Annotated in this window: 12 protein-coding genes and 1 pseudogene; 10 read left to right on the forward strand and 3 right to left on the reverse strand. The window is 37.4% G+C overall.

Features of this window, described 5'->3' with window-relative positions; translation table 11 throughout:
* A pseudogene (locus QN089_RS06550) lies at positions 1 to 825 on the forward strand (IS1380-like element ISSsu5 family transposase); the annotation flags it as partial.
* Positions 826 to 1,282: 457 nt separating this feature from the next.
* Positions 1,283 to 1,528 (forward strand): hypothetical protein, encoded by a 246-nt coding sequence (locus QN089_RS06555; RefSeq protein WP_068453711.1) that lies wholly within the window; start codon positions 1,283 to 1,285, stop codon positions 1,526 to 1,528.
* 99 nt (positions 1,529 to 1,627) lie between these two features.
* On the opposite strand, the gene QN089_RS06560 is transcribed toward QN089_RS06555, so the two are convergent.
* The 3 genes from QN089_RS06560 to QN089_RS06570 form a co-directional block, all read right to left on the reverse strand.
* Positions 1,628 to 2,134: a GNAT family N-acetyltransferase gene (locus QN089_RS06560; RefSeq protein WP_285216293.1), complete on the reverse strand. Its 507-nt coding sequence runs from the start codon at positions 2,132 to 2,134 to the stop codon at positions 1,628 to 1,630.
* Positions 2,135 to 2,295: 161 nt separating this feature from the next.
* Positions 2,296 to 3,417, reverse strand: a complete 1,122-nt coding sequence (locus tag QN089_RS06565) for an RNA-guided endonuclease InsQ/TnpB family protein (RefSeq protein WP_285216294.1) — start codon at positions 3,415 to 3,417, stop codon at positions 2,296 to 2,298.
* Positions 3,389 to 4,021, reverse strand: a complete 633-nt coding sequence (locus tag QN089_RS06570; protein WP_285216295.1) for an IS607 family transposase — start codon at positions 4,019 to 4,021, stop codon at positions 3,389 to 3,391. The genes QN089_RS06565 and QN089_RS06570 overlap by 29 nt, the downstream gene beginning before the upstream one ends.
* A 239-nt stretch (positions 4,022 to 4,260) precedes the next feature.
* Here QN089_RS06570 and QN089_RS06575 point away from each other — a divergent pair, with 239 nt between their 5' ends.
* The 8 genes from QN089_RS06575 to QN089_RS06610 all read left to right on the forward strand — a co-directional run bounded on the left by QN089_RS06575 (position 4,261) and on the right by QN089_RS06610 (position 13,204).
* Complete coding sequence (locus QN089_RS06575) at positions 4,261 to 5,436, forward strand: pyridoxal-phosphate-dependent aminotransferase family protein (RefSeq protein WP_285216296.1); 1,176 nt, start codon at positions 4,261 to 4,263, stop codon at positions 5,434 to 5,436.
* Between the two features lie 131 nt (positions 5,437 to 5,567).
* Positions 5,568 to 6,803, forward strand: a complete 1,236-nt coding sequence (locus tag QN089_RS06580) for a right-handed parallel beta-helix repeat-containing protein (protein ID WP_285216297.1) — start codon at positions 5,568 to 5,570, stop codon at positions 6,801 to 6,803.
* A gap of 121 nt (positions 6,804 to 6,924) precedes the next feature.
* A complete protein-coding gene (locus QN089_RS06585) occupies positions 6,925 to 7,533 on the forward strand; it encodes a LysE/ArgO family amino acid transporter (RefSeq protein ID WP_285216298.1) in 609 nt (202 codons plus the stop codon).
* 82 nt (positions 7,534 to 7,615) lie between these two features.
* Positions 7,616 to 9,088 carry a class I adenylate-forming enzyme family protein gene (locus QN089_RS06590; RefSeq protein WP_481810435.1) on the forward strand — a complete coding sequence of 491 codons (1,473 nt, stop codon included), beginning with the start codon at positions 7,616 to 7,618 and terminating at the stop codon, positions 9,086 to 9,088.
* 12 nt (positions 9,089 to 9,100) lie between these two features.
* Positions 9,101 to 10,282 (forward strand): thiolase family protein, encoded by a 1,182-nt coding sequence (locus tag QN089_RS06595; RefSeq protein ID WP_068453704.1) that lies wholly within the window; start codon positions 9,101 to 9,103, stop codon positions 10,280 to 10,282.
* 115 nt (positions 10,283 to 10,397) lie between these two features.
* Positions 10,398 to 10,700: a hypothetical protein gene (locus tag QN089_RS06600; RefSeq protein WP_068453703.1), complete on the forward strand. Its 303-nt coding sequence runs from the start codon at positions 10,398 to 10,400 to the stop codon at positions 10,698 to 10,700.
* Positions 10,701 to 10,807: 107 nt separating this feature from the next.
* Positions 10,808 to 12,103 carry an SPFH domain-containing protein gene (locus QN089_RS06605; RefSeq protein WP_087680484.1) on the forward strand — a complete coding sequence of 432 codons (1,296 nt, stop codon included), beginning with the start codon at positions 10,808 to 10,810 and terminating at the stop codon, positions 12,101 to 12,103.
* Positions 12,104 to 12,115: 12 nt separating this feature from the next.
* A complete protein-coding gene (locus tag QN089_RS06610; protein WP_087680483.1) occupies positions 12,116 to 13,204 on the forward strand; it encodes a TFIIB-type zinc ribbon-containing protein in 1,089 nt (362 codons plus the stop codon).
* Positions 13,205 to 13,245 lie beyond the last annotated feature (41 nt).

A 13,245-nucleotide genomic window follows, 5' to 3' on the forward strand; every position in this document is an offset into this window, starting at 1 on the left:
CATTATCAAACCTACGGCTATCACCCATTAGTTGCCTTTGATGGACTGACCGGAGATTTCTTAAAAGCTGAACTGCGTTCAGGCAATCAGTACACATCTAAAGGGGTAAAAGCCTTTATCAACCCGCTTTTACACCACTACAAGAGCACGTTACCTCATACCGAGATATTGGTTCGGGGTGACAGCGGCTTCGCCACACCAGAGGTGTATGAGTCTTGTGAAGCAACTGAAAGCCAGTACGTTATCCGATTAAAGAGCAATCGGAGGTTAAGTCAGTTAGCTGAACATTCTGTTCTTTACGGGGACAATCAAGAATGGGAAGAGCGAGAAGTGCAGTATTTTTCACTACCTTATCAAGCACAATCCTGGTCGAAACCTCGTCGTGTCTGTATACGCTCCGTCCGTGAAGGAGGAGAATTGCTATTTCATCATGCGTTTATTGTGACTAATCTATCCGACAATGTCTCGCCTGAAGTCATATTTTCTCTTTACGGCAAGCGAGGAACAATGGAAAATTTCATCAAAGAAGCGAAAGGTGGCTTTTACTTCGATAAAACAGATAGCCCGCGTTTCTTAGAAAATCATGTCAGAATGATGATCAGTGTCCTTGCATACAACCTCGTTAATTTTTTAAAAAGCATTGGTTTTGATAAAGTGAACCAGGGCATGACGATTCATTCCATCCGGCTGATATTGCTTAAAGTAGCCGGTAAACTTGTTCAGACTGGGAGACAGGTCTATCTCAAACTGTCAAGTTATCATGTGTATCAAACTGAATTTTATAAGGTTTTTGAACGCCTGCGGCGATCCAAACAATGGATTTAGACTAGTTATCACACAAATTTTTTAACCGATTCTTTTTCAAGTGATTCGTCTGCCCTTAAATAGACAAATAATTTTTATTATGATCTTCTTCCGTAGGCATCCTGTTCGAAAACACATTATTTTGGAAGAAAGTATCTGCCTAATTTAAAAATTGGCAATTTGTTCAAAAAAACAGGTTAAATTTAGAGCTATGAATTATTCAGGATATACTATTCTGGGATTAAATGCATAAAAATAGCATGAAATACTAATGAAAATAAGTATTTATACTCATTGCGAAAGGTATAAAAAACTAAAAATTTTGAAAATTAAACAATTTACTATAAAGATTTGAATTTTCAATAATCAATTCAAATGACCATAAAATGCTAAGTATTGTACAAAAATAGCTCGTTCATGTTAGTATACAATTACTAGTGATAGAACAACTAGAATTTTTCTAATGGGAAGTGATTATATGTTAACTGTTAAAATTTCAAGAGAAGATGTAAGTTACGTAGTTGAAGTTATGACACAAGCAACATTAGATGTAAAAAGTATGACTGTAAAATCTCTGCATGATATGGTATATACATTAGGCCGTCTTGCACATATTAATGACGTTCATTTTTTTATTCCAAGTGATTTAGAAACCTCTCTAGTCAAGTCATTACAAGTCGAGTATCCAGGAGAAGTGTATGAACATCGAATTACAGTCCAATAATGCAATGAGTATTTACATGAAAAAGGAGGCGACATCCAATTAGTCGCTCCTTTATTTTTAACTGAAGACGCATTGAAAAGCAGGGCTATCTTCCTCTTTTTAATGTGTTAAAATTTTTTCATAGGCATAACATGGAATATTTTCCCCATAAGAAACATTACCAACATACTGGTAATGATTTTTTTTTGCCACGCGTTGCATTGGTATATTCTCTGTATGTGTATCAAGCCGGATTTGTTTAAACCCTTTGGCGAGAACAACTTCCTCAATCGCTTGTAAAAACTGTGTACCAATGCCTTTTGCCGCTGTTTCTTTTGCCACAGCCATACGGTGAATCGCAATATAAGGATCATTTGAAGACCATTTGCCATTTAATGCATCGTAAGCAAGCTCACCGTCTTCGTCCAAGCAAACTGTTCCAATAATTTTCTGTCCATCCATCAATACATAACTTTTCTGTTGTTCCACATCTTTTTTCATCTGTTCTAGGTCAGGGTAGCCATTTTGCCACTGAGGTAGACCAAGCTGTTTTAAATTCGCGCGTCCATCTTCAATAATCTCCATAGTGCGTGTAATTTGTTCTTTTTTTGCTTGTACTAATCGCATCGTATCACCGTTGCCAAAAACCTATAAAAATCTATAAGCAATGTTTATTTCCTGTTTCTTTGTATCTGCTTTTACCGAAGCTACTCACATTTGATATGATACTCCACAGGCGTTAATTCGGGTACAACGAACCCTACACATTAGTAGTGTCTTGTAAGTGACTAAGCTACTAATTCTCCAAATTTAGCTAAATTTAACGCAGCATTCATATCTCTGTCTATCTCTAATCCACAGTCACACTTGTAAACTCTATCAGATAATTTTAAATCTGATTTAATTTGTCCACAGCACGAACATGTTTTAGAAGATGGGAAGAAACGTCCAACTTGTATAAATTCAATTCCGTATTTTTCACATTTATATTTCATTTGACGGAGAAATTCATACATCTTTTGTTTGGCTACTGCTTTAGCTAAATGACGATTTTTCATCATTCCAACTACATTCAAATCTTCCATCACAACTTTACAAGGTTTGGTTTTCACTATTGTATTTGTTGCTTGATGAATGTGGTTGTTTCTAATGTTAGCTAACCGTCTGTGTAGATTTCGTATTTGCTTTTCGATTTTTATAATGTTACATGTTTTGACAAATCGGTTTCCCTCCTTATTCATCTCGTATTTTCGAGAAACACTTCGCTGTAACCTACGTAAACGTCTCTCAATCTTTTTCACTTCTTTTGTTTTGTTAATGTTTTTGAACACCATTTCATTCGAGCAAATTGCTAATTCTTTAACTCCTAAATCTACGCCAATTACTTCATTCGTTAATTCTTGTTTTACTTGTTCTTGCTCTACTCCAACAGAGATATACCAATACTTTCCGTCAAAAGACACTCTAGGATTAGTATATTTCACCCCCATTGGGACTTGTTCAGAAGTTGCAACCCATCCTACTTTCTCAATTAACACCGTGTTCTTTTTTACTTTAAGTTTCACATTATCATTATAGAAAGAAGGTTTAGATTTCTTTTTAGATTTGAATCTTGGACGTTTCGCCAAACCTTTAAAGAATCTCTTATACGCATTACAAGCATCTTTAACAGCTTGTTTAGCCACATTATTTGATACTTCACTCAACCATTGGAAGTCCTCTTGCTTTTTAATTTGTGTGATTTCTTTTCTTAAAACATTGTCAGATAAGAATTTCAACCCTCGTTGATAATTTTCTTGTTGTCTAGCTAATGTCCAATTGTATACCCATCTTGCCACACCAGTAGATTTCCATAATTGAATTTCTTGTTCTTTAGTTGGTTTAATTCGTATCTTCTTTGTTAGTATCATTCTCTTTCAACTCCTTAATTAATTTCTTAGCCTTATTCGCCCGTCTCCCTTGTAATTTGCAACTAAATACAGTAACAATTTGAATTAAATCTTCGACCAACTCTTGATCATCTGTCTTTGGAGTATTGTCGATAACCTCAATCTTTGTTCCGTATTTAGCAAATAAATTTTCCAAGAGTTCAAATCCGAATTGTAATAACCTATCTTTGTATAAAACTACAACTCGATCTACTTTGTAATTTAGGACTAAATCAATAACATCATTTAACCCTTTTTTGTTGTAGTTTATACCACTACCTATATCTTTCACAATCTTAAATGGATTACCTTGAGACAGTAAGTATGATTCCATGTTTTCCACTTGTCTCTGCAAATCATCCTTTTGCTTATGAGAAGATACTCGACAGTAGCCGATAGTTATTCTCGATTCTGATTCAGGAGAATGTAAACCAAGAAAATATTCAAGTTGTTGTTGAGAGTAATAACGGTGTCCAGAAGGTGCTGTATATTGGGGATTTAATTTATTTGTCTTATCCCAGTTTCTTAAAGTCTGAACTGTTACTCCGATTTCTTTAGCGAATTGACCAATACTATATTTTTTCATACATTACATTCTCCTTTGAATTAGTGGATAATTCTATTATGTTATGAAATGTATGAAAAATCAATAGTTTTTTATATATATTTATAGTTTTATTCTAACTGTTAATCACCTCTTTTGGAGTATAACGTAAAAATGTTATTCTACAAATATTTAGAATATTTAGGGAAATGCTTGACTATAACAGATAAATTATTTATATTGTGTTATATAACAAATTAAATTGAACAGGGGTTGACGATATGAGAAATAAAGAATTACTATTAATTCCAGGCCCGACACCAGTGAGAGACGACATTTATGATGCACTTAGCCAAGAGACAATGGGACATACAGATCCACGATTTGCACGCATTTATAAAAATTCAATCGAAATGACAAAGGAATTATTTAATCATCCTGCAGAAGCATATGTTATTTCAGGTTCAGGAACACTGGCGATGGAGATGGCAATCGTCAACACTGTTTCAAAAGGTGAACGTTTATTAGTAATTAGTCATGGCTTCTTTGGGGACCGTTTTGTACCACTTGCAAAAGCTTTCGGCATTGAAGTCGATGTGATTCAAGCAGAATGGGGCAAACAGATTTCAAAAAAAGCTGTTATAGAACAATTAAAACAACATGAATATAAAGCGGTTACAGTAACGCATGTCGATACATCTACAGGCGTTGTTGCAAATATTCAAGAATTAATTCCTGTTGTTAAAAGAGCAGGTGCATTATTCATTTTGGACGGTGTATGTGCAACGACAGCACTAGAAGAAGATATGTCAAAAGAGTATGGGCAAGAAGGCGCAAAAATTGATGTAGTCTTAACTGGCTCACAAAAAGCGATTGGTGCACCTCCAGGGCTTGCGATTATTGCATTTTCAGAAGAGGCGGTTGCCGCACGTGAAGCATTAGAGAATGTTCCAGCTTATTACGCAGATATTCATAACTGGCGTAAAGTAATGGACGACCCAACAGCTTATTTTGCAACACCACCTGTTAATTTGATTTATGCATATGAATGTGCGATGAAAATTGTACTTGAAGAAGGGATGGAGGCGCGCGTGGAAAGACATGAAAATTACGGTGCAGCGATTCGTCGTGCACTAATTGCATACGGTATGAAGCCATTGGCAAAAGAAGAAGCAGCTGCTCCAACATTAAGCTGTATTTTATATCCTGAAGGTGTAGAAGATCATGTATTCAGAGCGAAACTAGCTGATCGTGGTATTATCGTAGCAGGTGCGTTAGCGCATTTATCTGGCAAAGCATTCCGAATCGGTCATATGGGTAACACAACACCGCAAATGCTTGAACAGGCGATTTGCCAAATCGGTGAAGCATTAGAAGAGATGGGACATAGCGTAACAATTGGTGCCGCTCTAAAAGCATTTAGAGAAGTATTAGGTAGTAAAGCAACGATTTCATAATTATAGAATAATCCGACTTGTTTTCGAACAAGTCTTTTTTTATATGAAAATAGTCATACATATTGCTTAAGCATATTAAAAAGATGTATTCTGTTAAGTAGGTTTATGAAAACATAAAAAGGAGCGTTCACATGAAAAAACAGCATCATCTGTCTCTATTTATTGTATTTAGTATGATTATGGTCTTTTTAGTACTAAATACACAGATGGAGGCAAAAGCTAAAACACCTACTTACATAATTACACCGAGCAGTAAGCCATACAATGTAACGTATAGTAAATATAGTACATATAACCAACATACAAAACATTATTATGTATTACGTTCCTATTTAGAACGTTTTGAAAAAACAAAAGGTGGAAAACTCATCTTAAAGAAGGGAACATACACAATTTCTAATACACTCTATGTTCCTTCTAATGTGACCATTCAACTTGAAAATGGAGCAAAGTTAGTAAAAGGAACTAAGACAGGTACAAGCCAGTTTAAGGCGGCTAGTTCCATGTTCCAATTAATTGCACCTTCAAAATCAGGTAAAAAAGGTGTTTACGGTAAATATAATGGAGAGAAAAATATTCAATTCATAGGTAAAGGTACCGCAACAATTGATCTAAATTATGTTGAAAAAGGTATTGGTATTATTATGGGGCATAATCAGAATGTTTTAGTAGACCGCATTCAATTTCGTCATATGAATTATGCGCATTTTATTGAAATGGATGCTTCCAAAAATGTAACAGTAAAAAATTCAACATTTAAATATGCAAAAGACCCACTTTATTCTGTAAAAGAAGCAATTAATCTGGATACACCAGATCGTTCAACAAAAGGATGGAGTCAGGAGTGGAGTAAATTTGATGCACAACCAAATAGTCATGTATTGATTGAAAATAATACATTTGAGGATATTCCACGTGCTGTAGGTACACATAAATATTCGTATAAAAAATTACATGACCGTATAACAATTCGTCAAAATAAAATGGTGAATTTGCGTAGTGACTATATTCGTGCGCTCAACTGGTCGAATGCTGTCATTGAGAAAAATACATTTACAATGAGTTCGAAAAATAAGCGTAATGAAGTAGTAAAAGGTATTGCGGCGAGTGGAACAAAAAACCCAACGATTCGCAACAATACATTTAATTATATGGCCATCTCGATGATGTTCTTCACATTCTCAAATACTGGTGGAGGCACAACGAAAAAAGTGTTTGCAGATTTATCGAAAGCCAATAAAGAAGCATTGATGACGAATACGTTTAAAAACTTAAAAACACCATATATCCAGATTCGTGACAATATTCAATCAAATGGTTCACGTAAAACAGAAACCATTCGATTAGACGATTCAGTTTTACGTTAATAAAAGATTTCTAAAAGGAGCTTCCGCATAGATTGTGCTAAAGCTCTTTTTTAGATAATGAAAAACTAGCTGTTTATAAAAATTCAAAAAATGTATAATATATACAAAAGGAGGATGAAGTATGTTAGAAGTAATGATTCATGGGATGTTACTGGCATTCGGGTTAATTTTACCACTGGGTGCGCAGAACATCTTTTTATTTAATCAAGGGGCTATGCAACCGAAATTTATTTATGCATTTCCTGCTTGGATTACCGCCGCACTATGCGATACACTCTTAATTTTACTCGCAGTTTTCGGAGTATCCGCAATCGTTCTTCAATTTGAATGGCTACGTATTACGATGATGAGCGTCGGTGTTTTATTTTTAAGTTATATGGCATGGAGCATTTGGCGCAGTGAGCCGCCACAAGATGTACAAGGTTACTCGATGCCAATGAAAAAGCAAATGCTATTTGCGGCATCTGTATCCTTATTAAACCCACATGCCATTTTAGATACAATCGGGGTGATTGGTAGTAGTGCATTAGCTTATACAGGCGCAGCGCAGTGGTATTTTGCGATCTCTTGTATTGTTGTTTCATGGGGTTTCTTCTTAGCGTTAGTCATTCTCGGTGCTATTTTTAAAAAGCTTCAATTGCCGCGTTATGTGTTTGTCATTATGAATAAACTATCTGCTATTTTTATCGCTTTCACCGCAATTTACTTAGTTACTACATTATTTGCTTAGTCATTCGTTGTCATTTTCTTTTTGAATTGTTAGAATATACATATATTGAATGAGTATTCAGTTGATGGAAGGGGATGGAATGATGTTAATGAAAGATGTATTAAAGCAACATGCTGAGGAGTTAGGCGATTATCAAGCAATTGTATATCACGATGTTGAATGGACGTATCGCACTTTTTATAATGAAGTCACTTGTTTAGCAGGCTATTTACAAAGCTTACCACTTCAAAAAGGCGACTTCGTCGGTTTATTAATGGAGAACACGGATCAATTTCCAATCGCTTATTTTGCGATTCAATTTGCAGGATATGTCGTCATGCCAATCAATACAAAATTAGCACCACCTGAAATTGCCTATATTTTGAATCATTCAGAAGTGAAAGTATTGATTATGGATGAAGTTTTCCAAGAAACATATGAGAAAACGGAATACATCTGCCAACAAGTTATTATGACAAGTGATTTACACAATTTAGCATTGATGGCTCCGCAGTATCGTGATGTGCCGATGAACCCATCTGATGTGGCGGTGATCCTTTATACATCTGGCACAACAGGGCATCCAAAAGGTGTCATGTTAACGCATCAAAACATCTATATGACAGCGGAACTCTGGTCTGAACCGATGGAATTGACGTCAGAAGATCGTTTATTTATTTGTACACCGCTATTCCACTCGGCTGGCGCGCATGTCTTTATGGTTCCATGTTTTTATGTGGGTGCCACATTAATCATTGAAAAAGCATTCTCACCAAAACAAATTATGCAACAATTAAGTGATACAAAAGCGACATTCTTCTTTGGTGTTCCAGCAATGTACACACTTATTTTAAATCATGATTTAGACGAATCACACGATGTTTCATCCCTTCGTCTATTCGGTTATGGTGCAGCGCCGATGCCTTACGAACTCATTCGACGTTTAAAAGAAGCTTTCCCAAATGTTAAAGTACAAAATTTCTATGGACAGACGGAGAATTCACCAGCTGCCACAACATTATTAGATGATGATGCACTAACAAAAGTGGGTTCTGTTGGTCGTCCACTCGCACACACAGAAATTCGGATTGATGACGGTGCTGGTGGCGCGCTGCCAAATGGCTATGTCGGTGAAATTGTGGTCAAAGGTCCTCAGTTAATGAAAGGCTATTTAAAAAATCCTGATGAAACGATGATGGCACTTCGCGATGGCTGGTTATATACGGGCGATTTAGGGCGATTAGATGAAGATGGCTATTTATATATTGTTGATCGTAAAAAGGACATGATTATTCGAAGCGGCGAAAATATTTATCCAATTGAGATTGAAGAAGTATTATATCAAATGCCAGCTTTATTTGAAGCAGCCGTTGTCGGTGTCCCGCATCCTGTTTACGGAGAAGTTCCGAAGGCATATGTTCGCGTAAAAGAGGGGAATACTGTATCGGAAGAAGAAATTCTAGCCTACTGTGCGACACAGCTCGCAACGTATAAATTACCGTATGAAATTGAATTCATTGAGGAATTGCCGCGTAACGCTTCAGGAAAAGTATTGAAGCATGTATTGCGTCACTAAGGGGGAACAAGTATGGAAGATGTGTATCTAATTGAAGGTGCGCGAACAGCCTTTACTGCGTTTACAGGCTCTTTTGCGACCGTATCAGCCATTCAACTCGGAACGGTAACAGCTGTTGAAGCATTGAATCGCTCGAAAGTTGCACCAGAAGATGTTGATGCTGTATTTTACGGGAATGTCATTGCGACAGGTAAAGATGCAGCTTATACAGCGCGTCATATTGCGTTACTTGCAGGATTACCAGAAGAAATACCTGCTCTCACATTGAATCGATTATGTGGTTCAGGATTACAATCTGTTATTTCAGGCGCACAGGAGATTCAACTCGGTGAATCACAAATCGTTTTAGCAGGTGGCACAGAAAATATGTCACAAGCTCCATTTTCAAATTTTGAACAGCGCAGTCAATCATCAAAAATGGGGAATATTCAATTTGAAGATATGCTACAGGCTACTTTAACCGATCAATACACAGGCATGGGTATGGGCATGACAGCTGAAAATTTAGCTGAAAAATATGCGATTACGCGAGAACAACAAGATGCCTATGCGGTATTATCACATGAACGTGCAGCAGCCTCACAACAAGCAGATGTATTCGCACGTGAGATTGTGCCTGTTCAAGTGCCAACACGTAAAGGAACACGCGTAATTGAGCAAGATGAACAAATTCGTCCAGATACAACCGTTGAACAGATGGCACAGCTCCAACCTGTTTTCAAACGCCAAGGTACTGTTACAGCAGCAAACGCCTCAAGTATTAATGACGGTGCAGCTTCAATCGTACTTGCAAGTGGGCAAGCTGTAGAAGAAAAAGGATTACAACCACTCGCAAAAATCATTTCGTATGCTGCTGTTGGCGTGGATCCGAACTACATGGGAATTGGTCCTGTACCCGCGATTAAACGCGCTTTAGTACGTGCAAATTTAACAATAGATGATATTGACTTATTTGAGATTAATGAAGCTTTTGCAGCACAATATTTAGCAGTTGAACAAGAGCTACAACTAGACCGTAATCGTGTGAATGTACATGGAGGAGCAATTGCACTTGGGCATCCTGTTGGTGCAAGTGGTACACGTGTATTATTGAGTGCAGCACATACATTGCATGAAAGACAGGAACGCTATGCAGTTGTAAGCCTTTGCATTGGCGGAGGTCAAGGAATTGCGATGATTATTGAGCGCGTATAGGTATAAAGAATCAAATATCTTAAAAGTATGGTTAGAGGTAAAACACCTCTTCCATGCTTTTTTAATTTAGGATATGATAGTACTTGCTGATTTAAAAAAGAATGGAGAATTGATTTTGTTTATACGCGTCTACATGCAAGCTTCTACTGAAGTGGAAGCGACAACTTATTTGCAGAAACTATTGAATTTAGGTGAGCGAGTAAAATTATCGCTAAAAAAAGAGAAGTGTGAGCCATTCTTAGATACGTTTGCAGTTGAATTAGAGGCAAAAACAGCTTCTGAAAAGCAAGTGAACGAATTACTAGAGAGTATCGCACCAAAATGGAATCAACTACCAAACAGCTTTATCGCTACAGAAAAAGAGACAGAATTACATATTCATCACATAGAAATGATTGAAGTGTATCCTGAATTTTAATCTTTGAAGTTCGCTTACGAGAGCGAGCTTATTTTTTTTTCTTAAAATGGAACTTTTCTCCCGAAAAATCGTATAAAAAAGTATATATAAAGACGGAGGTTGGTTAGATGGGTTTATTAAAAGCTGGAATCGGTGCCATGAAAGGCGTTTTAGAAGATCAATGGCGTGAATATATTTATTGCGAAGGACTTTCAAAAGATGTGTTAGTCGTAAAGGGGCGTAAACGCTCAACGAAGCGTGGTTCGAATAAAGGGAATGACAATATCATTTCAAACGGTTCGATTATTGCAGTAAATGAAGGACAATGTATGATGATTGTCGAGCAAGGAAAAGTAGTCGAAGTCTGTGCAGAACAGGGTGAATACGTCTATGACATGTCGACAGAACCAAGTGTCTTCTATGACGGTGATTTCATGGAAAACTTAAAAGAAACATTTAAAGAAGTCGGCAAACGCTTTACATTTGGTGGGGAGCCTGCAAAAGACCAACGCGTATATTTCTTTAATACAAAAGAAATCGTCGGGAATAAATACGGAACACCATCACCTGTACCATTCCGCGTAGTAGATCGTAATATCGGATTAGATGTCGACATCTCGATTCGTTGTCACGGGGAATATTCATATCGCATTGTCGATCCATTATTGTTCTATGTCAATGTTGTAGGAAATGTAGAGAATGAATATACACGTGATGAAATTGATAGCCAATTAAAAACAGAATTGATGACTGCGTTACAACCTGCCTTTGCAAAAATTTCAGCGCTGGGCGTTCGTTACAGTGAAGTACCCGCACATACGATGGAATTAGCAGATGCGCTCAATCAAGTATTATCTGAAAAGTGGACAGCTTCTCGTGGTCTCGCGATTGGTACGATTGGTATTAGCTCGATGAAAGCCTCTGAAGAAGATGAACAAATGATTAAGACGCTTCAAAAGAATGCGGTTATGCGTGATGCTCCAATGGCAGCGGCACAGTTAACAGGTGCGCAAGCAGAAGCGATGGTCAAAGCAGCTGAAAATGAAAATGGTGCGATGAATGGCTTCATGGGTATGAATATGGCACAAAATACAGGCGGTATGAATGCAAATCAACTGTATCAAATGGCACATGAACAGCGTATGCAACAACCAGCAGCACCCGAATCGAATGAAGCAACATGGACATGTTCGAATGGTCATACAAATACAGGGAAGTTTTGTTCGGAATGTGGCGAAAAAAAGCCAGAAGTTGAGACGTGGACATGTTCTTGTGGGGCTGAAAATACGGGTAAATTCTGTTCCGAATGTGGTCAGAAAAAACCTGTCGCTACAACATTCCATTGTTCCGAATGTGGACATGAAATGTCAGCTACATCTGCTCCAAAATTCTGTCCAGAGTGTGGTACACCTACGGGGCGCTAAGGAGGAAGTAGCATGACGAGTGATGTGAAAGAAGTAAAGCTCGATTTTGATGCGGAATGTCCTTCCTGTGGTGCTTCTGTTGAATTTAATCCGAAAACTGGAAAGCTCTCTTGTCCATATTGCGGCTATGAAGTAGATATTGCGAAACCCGAACAAGAGGAACAACGAAGCGCGCAAGAACTTGATTTTTACGACGCAAAAAATCGTGGAAGATTTGACTGGGGTGTCGAAAAAAAGACTGTTATTTGCTCGGAATGTGCGGCAGAAACGATTTATGATGCGCTCCAAGTAGCAGATACCTGTCCGTATTGTGGTTCACATCAAGTGATGGAAGCAAGTACAGAAGAAACACTTGCGCCGAACGGGGTTTGTACGTTTGAAGTAACCGATAAGGAAGCAGGCGAATCTTTTCATAAATGGATTCGTAGCCGTATTTTCACACCGAGACAGGCGAAGTTAAGTGCGAAACCAGATGCTTTTACAGGTGTCTACTTACCGTATTGGACATTTGATTCACGAACGATTTCGTATTACTCTGCGCAGTATGGGATTAATCGAACGGTACGTGATGCAGAAGGAGAAACACGAATCGTAACAGATTGGTACTCAACATCCGGTGTTTATCAAGAGTTTTTTGATGATGAATTGGTGAGTGCAACGAGAAGATATGATCGCGATATGATGCGCAAAATTGAACCGTTTCGTTTAACAGATAATAAAGGGTACCGACCTGAATATGTCAGTGGTTTTTTAGCAGAACGCTATAGTATCGGCTTAGATGAAGGTTTTGAAGAAGCGAAATCGAGTATTCATAACAAAATCGAACAAGCGATTAAATCAAAAGTTCGCTTTGAACATGGCGCAGATATTGTTGGTCATGTATCGTTTTCGACAACACATGATGACATTACGTATAAATATTTGATGCTACCGATTTGGTTATCTTCTTTTAAATATAAAGATAAGCTCTATCGTTTTATGGTGAATGGTCAAACAGGTCGTGTGGGTGGCAGTGCGCCAATCTCACCTGTTCGAGTGGGAATCGCGGTATTATTATCAATTGCCGTGATTTATATGATTTATCTATTCTCACAATCTTAAATTGAATTGGAGGAATTGCCTAAACGGTGATTCCTCTTTTT

The sequence above is a fragment of the Kurthia sp. YJT4 genome, assembly GCF_030219945.1.
GTDB classification, from domain to species: Bacteria; Bacillota; Bacilli; order Bacillales_A; family Planococcaceae; genus Kurthia; species Kurthia gibsonii.